Here is a 19,222-nt window from a genome sequence, read left to right on the forward strand (position 1 = left end):
CCGGGCTTATAGAGGTAAACACGGCCCCGCGCATCCGAAAGAGCCGGCCCCTGTCGTCGCCTCGCCCCTGGGCGAGAACCGGGGCCTCCATCCGGACACGGAACGGCGAAACGGCCGCCGCCCGAAGGGACGGCAGCCTGATCCGACTCGACAAACGCGGCAGCGCCGCGTTTCGATCCCGCACGCTCAGTTGATGACGCAGAACCCGGTGCCGGAGCCGACCACGCGCCGGTTGGCACACCAGGGCTCGGCCGCCCGGACCTCGCGCTGGAGCGGGGCGGGGGCCGTCACGGGCAGGACGGGACGCAGGCCGGGCTCGCGCGTGGCCTGATCGGAACCGTCGCGGGCTGACGCCACGCCGGCGGCGGCACTGCCCGTGGAGGCCAGCACGAGGCCGCCCCGCGATCCTACGCGTCCGCCCCGCCCCCGCGCCTCGGCATCGTCCGCCGCGCCGAGCGCCAGGACGAGCAGGGCGCCGCCGATGACCTGACCGCTCCGCATCGTGATCTCCCGAGAAGAGAAGGCGGAGCTTAGGCGCGCGGACCTTAACGGCACCTCCCGCGAACTGATCGCAATTGCGCGAAATCGCAGATCCGGTTCAACGGCCGCGCTTGCCTTCGGTGTGCCCGCACGCCACCTGATAGCGCGGCCAGAATCGCGACGGCTGCCGGCCGCGCTCCCCTCTCGACCGCCCCACGCGAACACCTCCGGCCGCCAAGAGTCCGGCCGACGAGGGCCGGTCCGACGGGCGGCGCTCCCAAGGACGCCTCGATGACGATGATCCACTTCCCCACACGCTCGGGTCGCCTGCGCTTCAGTCTGCTGCGCACGGGCGCCGTGGCCCTGGCGCTGGGCCTGCCCCTGGCCTCCGCTCGAGCCCAGGCTCCGGCCGCGACGCCGGCGGCGCCGGCCGCCGCACCGGTCGCACCCGAGACCGTGGTCGCGAAGGTGAACGGGTCGGCCATCACCGCGGGCGACCTCGCCATCGCGGCCGAGGACCCTGCTCTCTCGCTGCCGGGTGTCGACGATGCGCAGAAGAAGGCGCTGCTCGTCGACTACATGATCGACCTCAAGGTCGGGGCCCAGGCGGCGGACGCCGCCAAGGTCGCCGATACGCCGGACTTCCAGCGCAAGCTCGCCTACTTCAAGGACAAGCTCCTCCTCGACGAGTACCTGGAGCGCGAGGCCAAGAAGGCGGCGACCCCGGAGGCGGCCAAGGCCCTCTACGACCAGACCGTCAAGGCGATGAAGCCCGAGGAGGAGGTGCACGCCCGCCACATCCTCGTGGAGAACGAGGACGAGGCGAAGAAGATCGCCGCGCGGATCAAGGGCGGAGAGGATTTCGCCAAGGTCGCGGCCGAGGTCTCGAAGGACCCGGGCTCGAAGACCGAGGGCGGGGATCTGGGCTGGTTCTCCAAGGAGCGCATGGTGGCGCCCTTCGCCGAGGCCGCCTTCAAGCTCAATGCCGGCCAGGTGTCCGACCCGGTCAAGACCCAGTTCGGCTGGCACGTGATCAAGGTCGAGGAGAAGCGCACCAAGCCGGTGCCGACCTTCCCCGAGATGAAGGAGCAGGTGGACCAGTACATCACCCGCAAGGCGCAGCAGGACCTGATCCTGAAGCTTCGCGAGAATGCCAAGATCGAGCGTACGGCGGCCGCCCCCACCGCGCCGCCGGCCCCCAAGGCGCCGTAGGGCGGGCATAACGGGGCCGGCCCATGGCGGCCGGTCCCGGACGGTGCGTCGGAGCAGGCCCTCTCAGGCCGCCCGGCGCAGGGTGGACGGCGCGATCTCGCTACGGTCGCGCCCGTTGCGCTTGGCCTCGTAGAGGGCCGCGTCCGCCCGGCGCAGGAGCCCGTCGAGGCGGCCGGTCCACGGCTCGCCGGTCGAGGCGCCACGGGCCCGGTCCGGCACGGCCTGGGCCGCCGCGAGGCCGATGCTGACGCTCACGGCGAGTTGCGGCAGTTCCGGTACGCTGATCCGGGCCACGGCCGCGCGCAGGAACTCGGCCTGGACCAGGGCCTGATCCGGCGTCACGCCCGTGAGCAGGCAGGCGAACTCCTCGCCGCCCATCCGGCCGAAGAGCGCGTCTTCCGGCAGCAGAGCCTCCATCGTGTGACAGAACCCGACGAGGACGCCGTCCCCGACCGCGTGACCGTAGGCATCGTTGATGCGCTTGAAATGGTCGAGGTCGAACAGCAGCAGGGTGACAGTCGGGCTCTGCGCCCCGCTCCGCGCCGCGAGGGCGGCCTCCGCCCGCGCCACGAAGGCCCGGCGGCTGAGGATTCCGGTGAGCGCGTCCGTGTCGGCGGCCCGGCGCTGGAGGTGCTCGGCGCGCTCCTTGGTCAGGGACATGAACACGAAGGCGATGGCGAGGGTGAACAGCATGCCGACGAGGCACAGGATCGTCAGCCAGGGCGTCTGGAGGGGATTGGGCCCGGCCTGCGGCGGGACCAGCAGGGCAAGGGGCACGCGAATCCAATAGGCCAGCGCGTAGAGCATCAGCAGGGCCATGCCGGGATAGCGCGAGACCAGGGGTTCGGCCCGCCCGCGCCAGAACTCCCGCGCCGCCACGAAGCAGAATCCACCGGCCAGGCTCGAGGCCACGATCACCCGGGCGGGCAGCGATTCGTAGAAGGCCGGGATCAGGCAGCCGCCGCTCCAGAGCGCGACGGCGACGCCGATCGGCACCCACCGCGGCGCCCGGCCCTCGAAGGCGCGGGTGCCGGTCCAGATCAGGCCGTAGGCGGTGATCATCACGCCGTTGGCGACGACGATCGAGATCCAGTCCGGGATCACGCCCCGCAGGCCGAGCAGGGCGGAGCCCGCCGCGCCGGCGAGGTGGGCCACCCCCCAGATCGCCAGGGCATGGACGTGGCGCGCCTGGCTCCAGGACAGCAGGAACAGGCTCCCGACCATGGAGGTCAGGATGGTCGTCACCAGAAGCAGGGTGGTGGCATCGAGCAGCATCGACCGGTTCCGCCCTCCTCTGCCGCCACGCCATCCAGGGGCCACCGCGCCGTCTCGCGGCGGCGGCTCCGACTCCTTGGAGCGAGATTACACCAGCGCGGTTACGCTTCGCTAGACATCGCACACGTATCGGTCACGTTACCGTGAATTCAACCCCAGGTTTCTGGTTTGCGCGGCCCGGGGCCGAGGGGCGTGATGCGCAGGGCGGTGATCCGGTTGCGGGCCTTGCGCACCACCTCGAAGCGGAACCCGTGGAAGTTGAAGGCGGTACCGGTGTCGGGGATGGCCCGGGCCTCGTGGATCACGAGCCCCGCGATGGTGGTGGCCTCGTCGTCGGGCAGATCCCAGTCCATGGCCCGGTTCAGGTCGCGGATCGGCACGCTGCCATCCGCATGGACCGAGCCGTCGCCCTGGGGCCGCACGCCGGAGACGGTGACGTCGTGCTCGTCGGCGATGTCGCCGACGATCTCCTCCAGGATGTCCTCCAGGGTCACGAGGCCCATCACCTCGCCGTACTCGTCGACCACGAGGGCGAAGTGGGTCTTCTTGGTGAGGAAGGCCTTGAGCTGATCGCGCAGGGAGGTGGTGTCGGGCACGAACCACGTCTCCAGGGCCAGGGCCTCCACCTTCAGGCCGGAGGCGTCGCCCCCGGCGGCGTCGAGGGCCCGCAGCAGGTCCTTGGCATGCAGCACGCCGACGATGTTCTCCGAGCTGCCCCGCCAGAGCGGCATCCGGGTATAGGGCGAGGCCAGCACCGCGCGCACGATCTCCTCCGAGGGCAGGTCGGCATCGATGGTGCGCATCTTGGTGCGGTGGACCATCACCTCCGAGACGGTCAGCTCGGAGAGGTCGAGGAGGCCGCCGAGCATGTCGCGCTCGGCCTTGGCGACCCCGCCCTCGCGATGCAGCAGCGCCACCTGGCCGCGAATCTCGTCGCTGGCCGAGAGGACGGCCGGGCGCTCGCCGTTCCGGATGCCGAAGGGGCGCAGCATCGCGTGCACCAACGCCTCGACGGCGAGCGCAGCGGGGCCGAGCAGCGCCACCGCGACGGCCACCGGCCGCGCCGTGACGAGGGCCGCCCGGTCCGGCGCGGTGATCGCCAGGGTCTTGGGCAGCACCTCGGCGAAGACGATGACGAGCACCGACATCACCCCCGTGGCGTACAGAACCCCGCTCTTGCCGAAGACGGTGGTGAGCACCCCGGTGGTGAAGGCGGCGGCGCCGATCGCCACGATGCTGTAGCCGATGCGCATGGCGCCGATGAAGCGCTCGCGGCGCGCCAGGATGGTGTTGACGAGGCGCGCGCGCCCGTCGCCGGCGTTCTCCAGGGCCAGCATCCGGGCCCGCGAGGCCGCCGTGAAGGCGGTCTCGGCCCCGGCGAAAAAGGCCGCGAGCAGGAGCGAGATCGCCACGATGCTCGCGGCCAGCCAGAGATCGGTATGGGGTTCCATGCGCGCCGATGCCGGAGGATTGTCTCGCCAGGGAAGCCGTTGATTACCACGGGGCGCGCCGCAGGGCTCAGGTCTCCCGCCCCTCGGCGATCAGTTCCCGAATCCGTCCGGCCAGCGCCTCCATCGCGAAGGGCTTCGTGAGCACCTGCATGCCGGGCTCCAGGTAGCCGTTGCCCAGCACGGCGTTCTCGGCGTAGCCGGTGATGAACAGCACCTTCAGGCCGGGGCGCACGACGCGGCCGGCATCGGCCATCTGGCGCCCGTTCATGCCGCCGGGCAGGCCCACATCGGTGACGAGGAGGTCGAGGCGCACGTCGGATTCGAGCACCTTGAGACCGGCCGGCCCGTCGGCCGCCTCGATGGCGGTGTAGCCGAGGTCTTCCAGCACCTCGGTGACGAGCATCCGCACCGTGGGCTCGTCGTCCACGACGAGCACGGTCTGGCCCTGTTCCGCCCGGGGTGCGTGGGCCAGGTCCGCCTCGGCGTCCCGCTCCTGCGCCGACCCGTAATGGCGCGGCAGGTAGAGGCAGACGGTCGTGCCCTGGCCGAGCTCCGAGTAGATCCGGACCTGGCCTCCCGACTGGCGCGCGAAGCCGTAGATCATCGACAGGCCGAGGCCGGTGCCCTCGCCGATGGGCTTCGTGGTGAAGAACGGGTCGAAGGCGCGGGCGATCACCTCCGGGCTCATGCCGGTGCCTGTATCGGTGACGCACAGGGAGAGGAACTGGCCCGGATCGAGGTCGCGCTCCCGGGCGGCGCGGATGTCGAGCCACTTGTTGGCCGTCTCGATGGTGATGCGCCCGCCCTCCGGCATCGCGTCCCGGGCGTTGATGCAGAGGTTGAGGAGGGCGTTCTCGAGCTGGTTCGGATCGACCAGGGCGGTCCAGAGGCCGGCCGCGCCCACGACCTCGATGGTGATCGCGGGCCCGACCGTGCGCCGGACCAGCTCCTCCATGCCGGCGACGAGGCCGTTCACGCTGGTGGGCTTCGGGTCGAGCGTCTGCCTTCGCGAGAAGGCGAGCAGGCGGTGCGTCAGGGCGGCGGCACGCTTGGCCGCTCCCTGCGCCGCGTTGATGTAGCGGTCGAGGTCGGTCAGGCGCCCCTGCGCCATCCGGGTCTGGAGCAGTTCGAGGCCGCCCGAGATCCCGGTCAGCAGGTTGTTGAAGTCGTGGGCGAGGCCGCCGGTGAGCTGGCCCACCGCCTCCATCTTCTGGGCCTGGCGGAGGGCGTCCTCGGTGCGGCGCTGGTCGGTGATGTCGCGCCCGATGATAGTGAAGTGCGCGCCGTCGGGCGCGGCCGTCCACATGACGATGCGCTGGCTGCCGTCCTTGGCGAACACGTGGTCGACGAAGCCGGTCACGGTCTCACCCGCGCCGAGACGGCGGACCACCTCCGCCGTCTCGGCATGGTCCACCGGGTCGATCAGCACGGCGAAGGGCCGGCTCAGCAGCTCCGCCTCGCTCCAGCCGAGGGTTCGCTCCCAGGCCGGATTGACGGTCTTCAGGTAGCCGTCGAGGCCGGCCGTGCCCATCAGGTCGGTGGTAGTCTCCCAGATGCGGTCGCGCTCGCGGGTCCGGTGCACGACCTGCCGCTCCAGGCTGGCGTTGAGGCGCGCGAGCTCGGCGGCGGCGGCCTTGCGGTCCTCGATGTCCGTGTTGGTGCCGACCCAGCGCAGGATGGCGCCGTCGGCCGCGCGGATCGGCTCGGCGCGCACCAGGAACCAGCGATAGGCTCCGTCCCCGCGCCGGATGCGGAACTCGGCCTCGTAGGGAGAGCCGCCGGCCACCGCCTCGCCCCAGGTCCGGATCACGCCCGCGCGGTCCTCGGGATGGACGAGGCCGGCCCAAGCCTCGCCCGTGAGGGCGCCGGCCGCCGCACCGCTATAGGCGTAGACCTGATCGTTGAACCAATCGAGGGCGCCCGCCGGCGAGGCCGCCCAGACGTGGTTGGGCATCACCTGCGCGAAGGCGAGGAATTGCGCCTCGCTGGCGCGCCGTGCGGCGGTGGCGCGGCTGCGCTCGGTCGCCGCCCGCACGCGCTCGCCGACGTTGCGCATGAAGGCGAGTTCTTCCGCCGACCAGGTCCGGGCGGTGGCGTGGTTGAGGTAGAGGAGTGCCACGAAGCCGCCGTGCTCGGTGAGCGGCATGTTGACGAAGGACTGCGCGCTGATCGCCTTGAGGGCCGCGGACCCGGCGATCGTGCGCGGATCCGTCTCCGCATCGACGCAGATCACCGTCTCGCCCCGCTTCAGCGCCTCGATGTAGGAGCCGTAATCGCGAAACTGCAGGGTTCCGGCCAAGCTCCGGATGCCGGGGGCGTTCCAGTCCCGCTCGATCAGGATGGTCTCGGCGACGGGGTCGATGGTGCCGTAGCCGGCCCGGCTGACGCCGAGGGTGGTGCCGAGGATCTCGGAGGCCGCGAAGGCGATCGCGGCGGTGTCGTCGAGGTCGCGCAGGCGGTCGCCGAGTTCGGCCACCGCGATCCGACGCCGCTCCGCCGCCCGCCGCTCCTCCACGTCGATGGCCAGGACGAAGATCCCGTCCACCGTGCCTGCCGCGTCCCGGCGCGGGATGTACTGGATGGCGCAGGCGCGCAGGTGGCCGTGGCGATCCGGCAGGGCGCCATCGGCCGCGATGGTCTCGCCGGCGAGCGCCCGGTCCAGGAAGGGACGGCGCTCGGCGAAGGCCTCGGGGCCGAGCACGTCGCGCACGTGGAGGCCGGTCAGGTCCGCGCCGTGGCGGCCGAACCAGGTCTCGTAGTGCCGGTTGTTGAAGCGGTAGCGGTAGTCCCGGTCGATGGAGGCCACGAGCATCGGCAACGCGTCGGTAACGAGGCGCAGCTCCGCATCCCGCTGCGCCGCCGGCGGGTCGCGCCGCCGCGCGACCTCGGCCTCGAGCGCGGCCACCCGGCGGCGCAGGGCCTGAATCTCGATGCGCTCGGCCTCGTCGCTCAACGGGCTCTCCGATCCGGCCCGGTCCGCCGGCCGGCCGCGCTCAAGGGGCTCTCAGCTCATCGTGGAGAAAGGCGCGCACCTCGGCACCGTCGATGCCCGGGGCGATGAAGCTCTGGCCGATGCCGCGGGCCAGGATGAAGGTCAGGGCCCCATCCCGAACCTTCTTGTCCTGGGCCATCGCCGCCACCAGGGCGTCGGCGTCCCCGCAGCCGCCCGGCACCGCCTGAAGGCGGGTCGGCAGGCCGGCGAGGGCCAGGTGGTTGGCGACGCGGCCCGCGTCCTGTCCCGGGCACAGGCCGAGGCGGGCGGAGAAGCGGAAGGCGAGCGCCAGCCCGATTGCCACCGCCTCGCCGTGGACGAGGCGGGCGGACTCGTAGCCGGTCAGCCGCTCCAGGGCGTGCGCGAAGGTGTGGCCGAGGTTGAGCAGGGCGCGCTCGCCGTCCTCGCGCTCGTCGCGCACCACCACGCCGGCCTTGGCCCGGCAGCAGATCGCCACCGCCTCGTCGCGCTCGTGGCCGCCCGCGAAGATGCCGGACCAGTGCGCCTCGCACCAGTCGAAAAAGGCGGCGTCGTTGATCAGCCCGTACTTGGCCACCTCGGCGTAGCCCGCCCGCATCTCCCGCTCCGACAGGGTATCGAGGGTGGCGGTGTCGGCGAGCACGAGGCGGGGCTGGTGGAAGGCGCCGATGAGGTTCTTGCCGTGGCCTGAGTTGATGCCGGTCTTGCCGCCCACCGAGGAATCGACCTGGGCGAGGAGGCTCGTCGGCGCCTGCACGAAGCGCACGCCGCGCCGTAGGGTGGCGGCGGCAAAGCCCGCCAAATCGCCGACGACGCCGCCGCCGAGCGCCACCACGAGGTCGTTGCGCTCCACCTTGTGGGCGAGGAGCCCGTCGCAGACCTCAGCGTAGGTGGCGTAGCTCTTAGAAGCCTCGCCCGGGGCCACGGTGACGAGGCCCGAGCGCAGGCCCGCCGCCTCCAGGCTCGCGCGCAGGCGCGCCCCGTAGAGGGCGGCGACGTTGGTGTCTGAGACGATGACCGCCGCCTTGGCACCGAGGGCGGCCACGTGTCGGCCGGCCTCGTCGAGGAGGCCGCGCCCGATCAGGATGTCGTAGGCGCGGCCCTGGTCGAGGGGCACGGCCACGGTCAGGCGGTCGGTCGATGGGGGGCGATCCGTCACTGGGCTACGCTCCGTCACTGAGCTGCGATTCGTCACTGAGCTGCGATTCTTGGCTGCGTTGATCCGCTGAGGTAGGCGTCGAGGGCTTCCATGACGTCCTGCACGACCCGGTCGTGTGCGACGTCGCGGGAGATCACCTCCACGTCGGCATGGGCGTAGACCGGATGGCGCTGGGCCATGAGCTGGCGCAGGGTCTCCTCCGGGTCCTCGGTCTGGAGGAGTGGGCGCCCGCCCCGCTTGCGCACCCGGCGCATCAGCACGTCGAGCTCGGCCTTGAGCCAGATCGAGACGCCGCCGTCGGCGATGCGGGCGCGGGTGGTCTCGCGCATATAGGCGCCGCCGCCGGTGGCGAGCACCATCGGCCCCTCGCGCATCAGGCGGGCGATGACCCGCTCCTCGCCATCGCGAAAACTCGGCTCGCCGTAGATCGCGAAGATGTCCGGAATCGTGAGCTTGGCCGCCGTCTCGATCTCGTTGTCGGCATCCTTGAACATCAGCCCGAGGCGCGTGGCCAGGCGTTTGCCCACGGTGCTCTTGCCCGCGCCCATCAGGCCGACGAGCACGATCGAGCGGTGACCGAGGGCACGGCGCAGGCGCAGTTCGATCGGCTCGCCACCGGAGGATCCATCCGGCGGGTCGCCCTGGGGGGGCACTTCGGTCATCACGGACATCTACACATCTTCGGGCGGGTCTTAGCGCGTTTTCCGGTGGGGGCGAAGCGCCCGGCGGTACGCGCGACGGCGCGCGCACCGGAATGCCACGCCGCCTGTGGCCGCGAAGTCATTGCCATCCGCGCCCGCGCGTGATGCAACCCCAAGCTTGCCGTCAGCCGACCCGGCTTCCGAAGCCATCTGGCCCCCGAGGCGCGCTCACGTCCCCAGCGCCGCACGATCGAGGTTCGTCCGAGTGCCGACCCTGTTCCGTTTCCTCGCCACTCTCGTCATCCTGGGCGGACTCGCCTTCGCGGGGATGTTCGCGCTGGCGACCTTCGTGGTGCCGACCCCGCGCGAGATGAGCGTGACCATCCCGGCCTCGAAGCTGCAGCCGCCGAACCGGTGACGCGGACGGCGCTCCCCATGGCCGAGCCCGAGACTGCACCCGATCCGAGCCCGGTTTCGCCGAACGAGGCCCTGATTCGCGACTACCTCGACATGCTCGCCGCCGAGCGGGGCGCGGCCGTCAACACCCTGGCGGCCTACCGGCGCGATCTCGACGATTACCTCGCCGCCCTGGCGCGCGGCGGGCACGACCCCGTCGCGATGGAGGCCGCTCCCTTGCGCGCCTACCTCGCCGACCTCGAGACGCGCGGCCTCTCGGCGGCCTCGGCGGCGCGGCGCCTGTCCTGCATCCGGGGCTTCCACCGCTTCCTCTACGCCGAAGGGCTCGCCGAGGACGACCCGAGCGCGCCGATCGGCGGCCCGCGCCGGGTGCGGGCCCTGCCCAAGGTGCTCTCGGTGGCGGAGGTGGACCGGCTGCTCACGGTCGCGCGCCAAGGGGCGGCGGGAAACGCCGCGGCGGGCGACGCGCGGGGCACGCGCATGCTCTGCCTCATCGAGCTCCTCTACGCCACGGGCCTGCGCGTGTCCGAGCTCGTCGCCCTGCCTCGCGCCGCGGCCTCCACGAAGGAGCGCTACCTCGTGGCCAAGGGCAAGGGCGGGCGCGAGCGGCTGGTGCCCCTCACGGAGGTCGCCCGGGGTGTCATGCGCGACCACCTCGCGAATCTCGGCGCCGACGGGCCCTGGCTGTTTCCCGCCGACAGCGAGAGCGGGCACCTCACCCGGCAATCCTTCGCCCGTGACCTGAAGATCGTGGCCGCGGCGGCCGGCCTGCGGGCCGACCGGGTCAGCCCGCACGTGCTGCGCCACGCCTTCGCGAGCCACCTCCTGCAGAACGGCGCGGACCTGCGTATCGTGCAGGAACTGCTGGGCCACGCCGACATCTCGACGACGCAGATCTACACCCACGTCCTCGACGAGCGGCTCAAGAGCATGGTCCGCGACCTGCACCCGCTGATGGACGCGTGAGGCGTGCCGACGCGCAAGCGCCTCACCCCTCCGCCTCCTCGTGCAGGGTGTCCTCGATGTAGAGCTGGGCCAGCATCACCTTCGCCACCGCCATGAGGGGCAGCGCCAGCGCGATACCCCAGAGGCCGAAGATGACGCCGAGCACGAGCTGGCCGGCGAAGATCGTGGCCGGGGGGATGTCGAGGGCCCGCTTCTGGATGAAGGGCGTGAGGCCGTAGCTCTCCAGGGCCTGCACCGCGAGATAGACGCCGAGCGCGCCCAGCAGCGCCGTGGTGCCGGAGGCCAGCGAGGCGAGCACGATCACCACGCCGGCGATCAGCGGGCCGATGGTGGGGATGAAGGCCAGGAGCCCGGCCTGGAGGCCGAGGATGAGGGCGCCGCCGATCCCCAGGAAGGCGAGGCCGGCCCAGGTGCAGAGGAAGATCACCGCCATGGTGATGAGCTGCCCGAACAGCCAGTGACGCAGGGTCTCGCCCATGCCGTCGAGCAGGGCGGTGGTGCGGTCCCGGTGCGCGGGCGGCACGAAGCGTACGAGGCCATCGCGATAGGCCCCCGGATCGGCCGCCACCGAGAGGCCGAGAAAGACGATGACCAGGGCGTTGCCGAGCGCGCTGAACAGGCCGATGACCACGGTGGCCGCTGGGCCGAGAACGCTGCCGGCATCCGACAGCAGCGAGCCGGGGCTCTTCATGGCCCCGGAGGCGAGGCCGGCGAGGCCGCCGGGCTTCTGGCTGGACGAACCGGATTCGTCGTCCTTGGGTGCGGCCTCCCCGCCCCCGGAGGCGCCGCCCTTGTTCTCGCCCCCCTTGTCGCCGCCACCCTTGTTGTCGCCAATCTTGCCGGGGGCGATCTCGGGCACGTCGATGCCGTAATCCTTGAGCCGGTCCCGCACGGTGCCGGCCTGGGCCGCGACCGTCTGGCCGAGGTCCCGGCCCTGCTGCACGATCGTGGCGCCGCCGAAGGCGATGAGGGCGAGGGTGAGGCCGGCGAGCACGAGGCTGACGAGGCTGAGGCGCAGACCCCGGCCCGCCGGCAGCACCTTGCCGAGGAGCCGCGTCAGCCCGTCGAGGAAGACGCCGAGCAGGATGCCGGCGAAGACGAGGAGCAGCGTCGAGGCCGCCATCCAGGCCAGCGCCAGCACGGCGATGAAGGCCACGACGGCGATGCCGGACACGGCAAGGGACCAGTCGCGCGGACGCGGGCCGGCGGGCTCCGCGCTGAGGAAAGGAATGGCCATGAACGGGTTGGGCTCCTGGCATGCCGGTTCGGGCACGCGGATTTCGGACGGGTCTCCGGGTCGGCCCGGCCGCGTCACGCCCGGCCCATCCCCCGGGAGGATGTCGCCAGCTCAGCTTGAGTTCCGTGTCCGGGCGGCGCTAAGCAGGTTCGCCTTGGCAAGCCAACGCTTCACCCTGCTTAGCTCTCTGATATATCGCAGGTTTTAGCCGCAAAACCGGGGACCACTTTTGCGAAACCTGCTTAGGGCGGCGCGCCGGCCGACCCGTCCCAGCGCGCGGCGGCCCGGTTGTCGGCCTCCGTCGCCTCCACCCAGCCGCCCGTGGTGCCGTCGGCGAGGTGCTCGCGCTTCCAGAACGGCGCCCGCGTCTTGAGGTAATCCATCAGGAAGCTCGCGGCCTCGAAGGCCGCGATCCGGTGGCTCGACGCGGTGACCACCAGCACGATGCCCGCGCCGGGCGCCACTAGGCCGTGGCGGTGGATCACCCGAACCCCGTGGAGCGGCCAGCGGGTGCGCGCGGTCTCGACCACCCGGCCGATCTCGGCCTCGGCCATACCGGGGTAATGCTCGAGTTCGAGCCCCGTGAGGCGGCCGCCCTCGTCGCGGCACAGGCCCGTGAAGGTGACGATGGCCCCGGCCCGGCCGCCGAATTCCTCGGTGAACCGGGCGATCTCGGTGCCCGGGTCGAAGGGCGCGCTCTGGATGCTGACGTCCGGCATGGTCTTCCCTCGGAGTCTTCCCTCGGAACGGCGCCCGCCCCCGCCCCGGGGGCGATACGCCCTTGACGAGGCCCGGCGAACCTGCCCTCACGGGCACGGGCGGTCTATGCCCCCGAACGCCCGGCGACACCACCGGGATTCCGAAGGACGTTTTTCGCCGTGACCCCAGAGCTGATCCTGCCCCATGACGGCGCCCTGCCCGTCTTCTCGGCCCGTCCGGTCTGGTGCGGGCGCGCGAGCACGGTGATCGGCGACGCGACCATCGGCGCGCAGGCCTGGCTCGGCGACCACAGCGTCATCCGCGCCGACGGCGACCGCATCGTCATCGGCGAGCGCTTCTGGCTCGGCCACCGCTCCACCGTGCACATCGCAACCAACACCTACCCGACCCTGGTGGGCGACCGGGTGACGGTGGGCCGAAACGCGGTGGTGCATGCCTGCACGATCGGCTCGGACGTGGTGATCGAGGACGACGTGATCGTGCTCGACGGCGCGCGCGTGGAGAGCGGCGTGCTCATCGAGGCGGGCGCCACCGTCTTTCCCCGGTCGCATCTGGCCGCGGGCTTCGCCTATGCGGGCAGCCCCGCCAAGCCGGTACGGCCGATCGGCGGGCCCGAGATCGCCGAGCGGGCCGAGCGCCTGCGCGAGGCCTCCGGCGACCTGCCCCCCGCGCCGCCCGCCGACGCGGCGGAGCCGGACCCCAGCGTCTACGTCGCCCGCACGGCACGCCTGCGCGGCCGCATCGCCCTCGGGGCCGGCTCCAGCGTGCTGTTCTCCTGCGACCTCCACGCCGAGGTCGGCCCCATCGTGGTCGGCGCCAACACCAACATCCAGGACAACAGCGTCATCCGCACCCGGGGCGAGGGCGTCGTCCTGGGGCGCGACACCACGATCGGCCACAATGTCCGCCTCGCCGATTGCCGCATCGGTGCGCGCGGCCTCATCGGCATCGGCTGCGTCGTGGCGCCCGGCACCGTGATCGCCGACGACGTGCTGCTGGCCGCCGGTGCCACCACCGATCCGGGCCAGCTCCTGGAGGGCGGCCACCTCTGGGGCGGGCGTCCGGCCCGCATCCTCGCCCCCCTCGATGCGGAGAAGCGCGCGATGATGGCCCGGGTGGTCGAGGGCTACGTCGCACACGGGGTGGCCTACCGGCAGGCGGAGGCGGCACTCGGTTGAGGCAGGCCTCCACGCCGCGGAATCAACTGGAGCGTCGCGGCTAGCACGCGCAACGCCGATTTCATGGAACTGTAAGGCCAGAATCGCGCATCGATTTCATGCGCCCGTGCGGCACGGAACGCGCGGCCAGCCTAGCATTCGGCCCGGGAACACCTTTCGCCGAACGCACGTTGTCTGCCCCCGACGCCGCGCCGCAGAGAGTTATTCATGAAAGCCGTCACCATCGCCGTCATCGCGACCTTCACCCTCGGGGGCGCCGCCCTCGCCGCCGGCAGCGGCCCGGGCTCGGCCAACAACGCGCCGGCCCAGGAACTCGAGCAGAACGGGGCGCGGAACGCCTCCCAGTACGGCGAGCCCGCCGACACCGCGCCGGCCCGGGACCGGGGCGCGACCACGGGCTCGACCGGCCGTTCCGGCCCCGGCATGAACGAGCCCGTTCCGGGCGCCCCCGCCAGCCGCTGAAGCGACGAAGGGTCCGGACTCGCTCCGGGCCCTTTTTTCTTTGTCGGTGGCGTGCCGCTCGGGCGGCGCCGTGTCCCCCCAGGGCCCGCATCCGGATCGCCCCGTCCGCGATGATCCCGATCTCGGTCCGCACGCAATCCACGCAGGCCGCGCCGGGGTCACCCCGAACGCATTCCGCCACCGCGCGTCAATCCAAGGGGGCCGCGCCGAGGAAGCGGCCGACAAGCAGGCGGGCGAGATCGCGCGGGGATTCGGGCGTCAGCACCGCGAGTTTTCGCGAGGTCGAGAGCGAGGCGAGGCCGTGCAGGCCAGCCCATAGGGTCGCCACCGCCTGCCGGCGCTCGTCGGGATCGGGGATCATCGGCCGGAGCACGCCGTCGACGAGGTCGGTGGCCCGGCCGAGGGCCTCCGCATACCAGTCCGGGAAGGCGCTGTCGGGGGCGGCCTGGTGCTCGTACACCAGGCTCCAGACCTGCGGATCGGCGGCGACGAAGGCGAGATAGGCGTCCGCCAGCGCCAGGGCCTTCTCGCGCGGCGGCGCTGCTTCGGCGACCGCCGCCGTGAGCGTGGCGTGCAGCCGCTCCAGGGTGCGGGCGTTGACCCGCATCGTCACCGCGTCGAGGTCGCCCACCGCATTGTAGATCGAGTTCGGCGCATAGCCGATCGTGGTCGCGAGCCGCCGCATCCCGAGGCCGCGTAGGCCCTCCCGGCGCACCAGCCCTTCCGCCGCCCGAGTCACGAGGTCGAGGAACGCGTCCCGGTCGTGCTCGCCGCGCGGGCCGGTCCCCCGCTTCTTCGCCTTCGCCATGGATCTCCGCCCCGTTTCCGTGCGTCCGCGCACGGTCGCGTCACCTGGATTGCACGACGTGCAATATCACGATTGCGATCGCGGCGGAGCAGTCGTAGCTTTTGAACAGCGTGCAAAGGACGAGCGGTTCAGAATTTGACGCTACGGCGTGAGCCGGGCAGTCATGCGTCGTCCGAGGAGACTTCCATGTTTCGTACCTTGATGACGACGCGGCGGTTCGCGCCCCTGTTCTGGTGCCAGTTCTTCTCGGCCTTCAACGACAATTTCCTGAAGAACGCCCTCGTCTTCCTCATCCTATTCCAGGTCGGCGGCCCGGGCGGCGGCTCGCCGATGCTGGTGACCCTGGCGGGGGCGGTCTTCATCGGCCCGTTCTTCATCCTCTCGGGTCTCGGCGGCCAGATGGCCGACCGCTACGACAAGGCGCTCATCGCCAAGCGGCTGAAATTCGCCGAGATCTTCGGCGCGGCCGCCGCGGCGCTCGGCTTCTGGATGCATTCCGTTCCGGTGCTGTTCGTGGCGCTGGGCCTGTTCGGCACGATCGCGGCCCTGTTCGGGCCGATCAAGTACGGCATCCTGCCCGACCACCTGCGCCGGGACGAGCTCACCGCCGGCAACGCGCTGGTGGAGGCCGCGACCTTCCTCGCCATCCTGCTGGGCACCATCGTGGCGGGCCTCGCCACCGCCATGGGCGGCGGCGCGCTGGCCTTCAGCTCGATGATCATGGTGTTCGCGGTCCTGTGCTGGCTCTCGGCCCGGGCGATCCCCGCCACGGGCGAGGCCGCCCCGACCCTGCGGGTCGATCCCAACGTCGCCCGCTCCACCGGCGCCCTCCTGCGCGACCTCTGGGGCGACACCCGGCTCTGGCGCGGGTCGCTCATCGTGAGCTGGTTCTGGCTGGTCGGCGCCGTCATCCTGTCGCTGCTGCCCGTCCTCGTGCGCCAGAGCCTCAACGGCTCCGAGACCGTGGTGACGACCCTGCTCGCCGTGTTCTCCATCGGCATCGCGGTGGGCTCGGGCCTCGCCTCCTGGCTCGCCAGCGGCCGCATCGTGCTGCTGCCCACCCCCATCGGGGCCCTGCTCATGGGCGCCTTCGGCCTCGACCTCGCCTGGACTGTGGCGCACCTGCCCCCCGTCTCGGGCGATCCCGCGGGGGCCTGGGACTTCATCACCACGGGCACGGGCCTGCGCGTCACCATCGATCTGTTCGGCCTCGCGGTCGCGGGCGGACTCTACATCGTGCCCTCCTTCGCCGCCGTGCAGGCCTGGACCGACAAGGACAAGCGCGCCCGCGTCATCGGCGCCGTCAACGTGCTCACCGCCGCCTTCATGGTGACGGGGGCGCTGGGGCTCGCCGCCCTCCAGGGCGCGGGCTGGTCGATGGCCGCGCTCCTGGCCCTGCTGGGTGTCCTCAACCTCGTGGCGGGCGTCGTCATCCTCGCGGTGCTGCCCACGAGCCCGTTCCGCGACTTCCTGTCGATCCTGTTCCGGGCCTTCTACCGCCTGGAGGTGCGCGGCCTGGAGAACGTCGAGAAGGCCGGTCCGAACGCCATCATCGCCCTCAACCACGTCTCCTTCCTCGATGCGCCGCTGGCGCTCTCGCTCCTCGACCAGGAACCCGTCTTCGCCGTGGACCACGGCATCGCGCAGCGCTGGTGGGTGAAGCCTTTCCTGGCGATGACGAAGGCGATGCCGCTGGACCCGACCCGGCCGCTCGCCACCCGCACCCTGATCAACGCCGTCAAGAACGGCGAGACCCTGATCATCTTCCCCGAGGGGCGCCTCACCGTCACCGGGAGCCTGATGAAGGTCTATGACGGGGCTGGCCTCATCGCCGACAAGTCCGGCGCCATGGTGGTGCCGGTGAAGATCGACGGCCTGGAGAAGACGGTCTTCTCGCGCCTCTCGAAGAACCAGGTGAAGCGGCGCTGGTGGCCGAAGGTCACCGTCACGATCCTTTCGCCGGTCGCCCTTAACGTGGACCCGGCCCTCAAGGGCAAAGCCCGCCGGCAGGCGGCGGGCGCCGCGCTCTACGGGATCATGTCCGACCTCGTCTTCCGCACCAGCGACATCGATCGCGGCCTGATGCAGGCCCTCATCGACGCCGGCGACCGCCACGGCTGGCGCCGCACGGCCGTCGAGGATCCGATGGGCCGCTTGAGCTATTCCCGCCTGGTGATGGGCGCCAACATCCTGGGCCGCAAGCTGCAGGGGCTCGGCGCCCCGGGCAAGCCGCTCGGCGTGATGCTGCCGAACGCCAACGGCGCGGCGGTGACGCTGTTCGCCCTCGCGTCGGCGGGCCGCGTGCCGGCGATGATCAACTTCTCGGCGGGTGCGGCCAACATCCTGTCCGCCTGCAAGACCGCGGAGGTCGACACCATCCTGACCTCGCGCGCCTTCATCGAGAAGGGCCGCCTCGGCGCGATGGTCGAGGCGCTCGGGAGCACGGTGTCCCTCGTGTACCTCGAGGATGTCCGCATCGGCATCACGACGGGCGACAAGCTCCGGGGCTTCCTGGCCAAGCGCGCGCCCCTGGTGGCGCGGACCGGCGACGACCCGGCCGCGATCCTGTTCACCTCCGGCTCCGAGGGGGCGCCAAAGGGCGTGGTGCTGGCCAACCGCAACATGCTCGCCAACACCGCGCAGGTGGCTGCCCGAATCGATTTCGGGCCGAGCGACAAGGTCTTCAACGTGCTGCCGGTCTTCCACGCCTTCGGCCTGACGGCGGGCCTCGTGCTGCCCTTGGTCTCGGGCGTCCCGGTCTACCTCTATCCCTCGCCGCTGCATTACCGGATCGTGCCGGAGCTCATCTACGGCACCAACGCCACGGTCCTGTTCGGCACCGACACCTTCCTCTCCGGCTACGCCAAGACCGCCCATTCCTACGACCTGCGCTCCCTGCGCTACGTCGTGGCCGGTGCCGAGGCGGTGAAGGAATCCACCCGCAAGACCTGGGGCGAGAAGTTCGGCCTGCGCATCCTGGAGGGCTACGGCGTCACCGAGTGCGGCCCGGTGGTCGCCCTCAACACGCCGATGTTCAACCGCTTCGGCACGGTCGGCCGGCTCCTGCCCGGCCAGGACTGGCGCCTGGAGCCGGTGCCCGGAATCGACGAGGGCGGCCGCCTGTCGCTGCGCGGCCCCAACATCATGCTGGGCTACCTGCGGCCCGAACGCCCCGGTATGATCGAGGCGCCTCCGCAAGGCTGGCATGACACCGGCGACATCGTCGCCATCGACGCCCAGGGCTTCGTCACCATCAAGGGCCGCGCCAAGCGCTTCGCCAAGATCGCCGGCGAGATGGTGTCCCTGGCGAGCGTCGAGGCCATCGCGGCCGAGCTCTGGCCGGATGCGCCGAGCGCGGTGGCCGCCGTGCCGGATGCCCGCAAGGGCGAGCGGCTGGTGCTGTTCACGGAAGCCAAGGACGCGACCCGGGCCGTCTACCAGAGCTTCGCCAAGGGCAAGGGCGCACCCGAGATCGCGATGCCCGCCGAGGTGGTGGTGCTGGAGCGCCTGCCGATGCTCGGCACCGGCAAGGTCGATCAGGTCAGCGTGGTCAAGCTCGCCCGCGAGCGGGCGGCCGGCGAGGCCCCCGCCGCCGCATGAGGCCCCCTGGGGTCGCGTTGTCGCCCCCCCACGCTTCGCGTTTTGGGACGCCAGGACAAGAGATCTGGACCCGGAGACCAAACCAGGGTCTCAACCGCTGCCTGCAATCGCTTATGATGAGTCCTGAATCCAGGGCCTCCTGATGGCCCGGGCCCGGGGGTGGGATCGCTTGTCCGAAACGCGGACGAGGCCGGATTCCGGATAACCAGCGATGCGCATGATGACCGTCAGGATGATCGCTCAGACAGGCCGGGCCCGCTCCGACGGGGTCGGACCGGCCAACGCATCCGCCGGCTTCGGCGAGGACGGACGCGAACCGGCCGTGCCCGGCGGCCTCGCCCTGCCGTACAACGACAACGCACGCGGGAGCGACGCGGCCGGGGCGTCCCGGACGGATCGGTCCGTGCGGATGCAGGACCGGGACGACGCCGACCTTCCGGCACCTTCGCCCAGCGAAGCCGCGAGCCCGCCGTCTCAGAGCCGGCGGCGCGGCCCTCTCGTCACCCGCTGGATCGGCTTCGCGGCCCAGCGTCGGCAGGCCCGGGACCGGGCGGACCGCCTGCGTGATCGAAGAGTCAGGGACGGTTCGGCTTCGTCGGACGACTGAGATCGCGACCGGCGCCGCGCCGTCGCGCGGGCGGCCCT

General features: G+C 71.6%; 16 protein-coding genes. 7 read left to right on the forward strand and 9 right to left on the reverse strand.

The window, feature by feature from the left end:
• Positions 1 to 186 precede the first annotated feature (186 nt).
• A complete protein-coding gene (locus tag MFF30_RS02615) occupies positions 187 to 501 on the reverse strand; it encodes a hypothetical protein (RefSeq protein ID WP_238276188.1) in 315 nt (104 codons plus the stop codon).
• A 276-nt stretch (positions 502 to 777) separates the two neighbouring features.
• Between MFF30_RS02615 and MFF30_RS02620 the strand changes: the two genes are divergently transcribed.
• The gene (locus tag MFF30_RS02620) at positions 778 to 1,692 is read left to right on the forward strand and encodes a peptidylprolyl isomerase (RefSeq protein WP_238276275.1); all 915 of its coding nucleotides are present in this window, start codon (positions 778 to 780) and stop codon (positions 1,690 to 1,692) included.
• Positions 1,693 to 1,755: 63 nt separating this feature from the next.
• On the opposite strand, the gene MFF30_RS02625 is transcribed toward MFF30_RS02620, so the two are convergent.
• The 5 genes from MFF30_RS02625 to MFF30_RS02645 form a co-directional block, all read right to left on the reverse strand.
• Entirely contained in the window at positions 1,756 to 2,967 is a 1,212-nt protein-coding gene (locus MFF30_RS02625; RefSeq protein ID WP_238276190.1) for a GGDEF domain-containing protein, read from the reverse strand.
• Positions 2,968 to 3,116: 149 nt separating this feature from the next.
• The gene (locus tag MFF30_RS02630) at positions 3,117 to 4,418 is read right to left on the reverse strand and encodes an HlyC/CorC family transporter (RefSeq protein WP_238276199.1); all 1,302 of its coding nucleotides are present in this window, start codon (positions 4,416 to 4,418) and stop codon (positions 3,117 to 3,119) included.
• A gap of 67 nt (positions 4,419 to 4,485) precedes the next feature.
• Positions 4,486 to 7,371, reverse strand: a complete 2,886-nt coding sequence (locus MFF30_RS02635; protein ID WP_238276201.1) for a PAS domain-containing protein — start codon at positions 7,369 to 7,371, stop codon at positions 4,486 to 4,488.
• Between the two features lie 40 nt (positions 7,372 to 7,411).
• A complete protein-coding gene (gene aroB / locus MFF30_RS02640) occupies positions 7,412 to 8,548 on the reverse strand; it encodes a 3-dehydroquinate synthase (RefSeq protein ID WP_238276203.1) in 1,137 nt (378 codons plus the stop codon).
• 32 nt (positions 8,549 to 8,580) lie between these two features.
• Positions 8,581 to 9,219 (reverse strand): shikimate kinase, encoded by a 639-nt coding sequence (locus tag MFF30_RS02645; RefSeq protein ID WP_238276206.1) that lies wholly within the window; start codon positions 9,217 to 9,219, stop codon positions 8,581 to 8,583.
• Positions 9,220 to 9,454: 235 nt separating this feature from the next.
• Here MFF30_RS02645 and MFF30_RS02650 point away from each other — a divergent pair, with 235 nt between their 5' ends.
• Together MFF30_RS02650 and MFF30_RS02655 are read left to right on the forward strand one after the other, a co-directional pair.
• Complete coding sequence (locus tag MFF30_RS02650; protein ID WP_238276208.1) at positions 9,455 to 9,607, forward strand: histidine kinase; 153 nt, start codon at positions 9,455 to 9,457, stop codon at positions 9,605 to 9,607.
• A 17-nt stretch (positions 9,608 to 9,624) separates the two neighbouring features.
• Positions 9,625 to 10,572, forward strand: a complete 948-nt coding sequence (locus tag MFF30_RS02655; RefSeq protein ID WP_283205851.1) for a site-specific tyrosine recombinase XerD — start codon at positions 9,625 to 9,627, stop codon at positions 10,570 to 10,572.
• Between the two features lie 22 nt (positions 10,573 to 10,594).
• Here MFF30_RS02655 and MFF30_RS02660 read toward each other — a convergent pair whose 3' ends face one another.
• Positions 10,595 to 11,809: an AI-2E family transporter gene (locus MFF30_RS02660; RefSeq protein WP_238276210.1), complete on the reverse strand. Its 1,215-nt coding sequence runs from the start codon at positions 11,807 to 11,809 to the stop codon at positions 10,595 to 10,597.
• Positions 11,810 to 12,051: 242 nt separating this feature from the next.
• Positions 12,052 to 12,528 carry a molybdenum cofactor biosynthesis protein MoaE gene (locus MFF30_RS02665; RefSeq protein ID WP_238276212.1) on the reverse strand — a complete coding sequence of 159 codons (477 nt, stop codon included), beginning with the start codon at positions 12,526 to 12,528 and terminating at the stop codon, positions 12,052 to 12,054.
• Positions 12,529 to 12,687: 159 nt separating this feature from the next.
• On the opposite strand from MFF30_RS02665, the gene MFF30_RS02670 reads away from it, so the two are divergent.
• Together MFF30_RS02670 and MFF30_RS02675 are read left to right on the forward strand one after the other, a co-directional pair.
• A complete protein-coding gene (locus tag MFF30_RS02670) occupies positions 12,688 to 13,707 on the forward strand; it encodes a gamma carbonic anhydrase family protein (protein ID WP_238276215.1) in 1,020 nt (339 codons plus the stop codon).
• Positions 13,708 to 13,914: 207 nt separating this feature from the next.
• A complete protein-coding gene (locus MFF30_RS02675; protein ID WP_238276217.1) occupies positions 13,915 to 14,169 on the forward strand; it encodes a hypothetical protein in 255 nt (84 codons plus the stop codon).
• Between the two features lie 187 nt (positions 14,170 to 14,356).
• On the opposite strand, the gene MFF30_RS02680 is transcribed toward MFF30_RS02675, so the two are convergent.
• The gene (locus tag MFF30_RS02680) at positions 14,357 to 14,977 is read right to left on the reverse strand and encodes a TetR/AcrR family transcriptional regulator (RefSeq protein WP_238276220.1); all 621 of its coding nucleotides are present in this window, start codon (positions 14,975 to 14,977) and stop codon (positions 14,357 to 14,359) included.
• 186 nt (positions 14,978 to 15,163) lie between these two features.
• Here MFF30_RS02680 and MFF30_RS02685 point away from each other — a divergent pair, with 186 nt between their 5' ends.
• Positions 15,164 to 18,577 (forward strand): acyl-[ACP]--phospholipid O-acyltransferase, encoded by a 3,414-nt coding sequence (locus MFF30_RS02685; RefSeq protein WP_238276222.1) that lies wholly within the window; start codon positions 15,164 to 15,166, stop codon positions 18,575 to 18,577.
• Between the two features lie 211 nt (positions 18,578 to 18,788).
• Positions 18,789 to 19,184: a hypothetical protein gene (locus MFF30_RS02690; RefSeq protein WP_238276224.1), complete on the forward strand. Its 396-nt coding sequence runs from the start codon at positions 18,789 to 18,791 to the stop codon at positions 19,182 to 19,184.
• The last annotated feature ends 38 nt before the right edge of the window (positions 19,185 to 19,222 follow it).

It is taken from the genome of Methylobacterium goesingense (genome assembly GCF_022179225.1).
Lineage (GTDB): Bacteria > Pseudomonadota > Alphaproteobacteria > Rhizobiales > Beijerinckiaceae > Methylobacterium > Methylobacterium goesingense.

Coding starts and splice junctions, on each gene's coding strand:
- MFF30_RS02615 (WP_238276188.1), bottom strand. CDS start 501: ATGCGGAGCGGTCAGGTCATCGGCGGCGCCCTGCTCGTCCTGGCGCTC.
- MFF30_RS02620 (WP_238276275.1), top strand. CDS start 778: ATGATCCACTTCCCCACACGCTCGGGTCGCCTGCGCTTCAGTCTGCTG.
- MFF30_RS02625 (WP_238276190.1), bottom strand. CDS start 2,967: ATGCTGCTCGATGCCACCACCCTGCTTCTGGTGACGACCATCCTGACC.
- MFF30_RS02630 (WP_238276199.1), bottom strand. CDS start 4,418: ATGGAACCCCATACCGATCTCTGGCTGGCCGCGAGCATCGTGGCGATC.
- MFF30_RS02645 (WP_238276206.1), bottom strand. CDS start 9,219: ATGTCCGTGATGACCGAAGTGCCCCCCCAGGGCGACCCGCCGGATGGA.
- MFF30_RS02655 (WP_283205851.1), top strand. CDS start 9,625: ATGGCCGAGCCCGAGACTGCACCCGATCCGAGCCCGGTTTCGCCGAAC.
- MFF30_RS02660 (WP_238276210.1), bottom strand. CDS start 11,809: ATGGCCATTCCTTTCCTCAGCGCGGAGCCCGCCGGCCCGCGTCCGCGC.
- MFF30_RS02665 (WP_238276212.1), bottom strand. CDS start 12,528: ATGCCGGACGTCAGCATCCAGAGCGCGCCCTTCGACCCGGGCACCGAG.
- MFF30_RS02675 (WP_238276217.1), top strand. CDS start 13,915: ATGAAAGCCGTCACCATCGCCGTCATCGCGACCTTCACCCTCGGGGGC.
- MFF30_RS02680 (WP_238276220.1), bottom strand. CDS start 14,977: ATGGCGAAGGCGAAGAAGCGGGGGACCGGCCCGCGCGGCGAGCACGAC.
- MFF30_RS02685 (WP_238276222.1), top strand. CDS start 15,164: ATGTTTCGTACCTTGATGACGACGCGGCGGTTCGCGCCCCTGTTCTGG.
- MFF30_RS02690 (WP_238276224.1), top strand. CDS start 18,789: ATGCGCATGATGACCGTCAGGATGATCGCTCAGACAGGCCGGGCCCGC.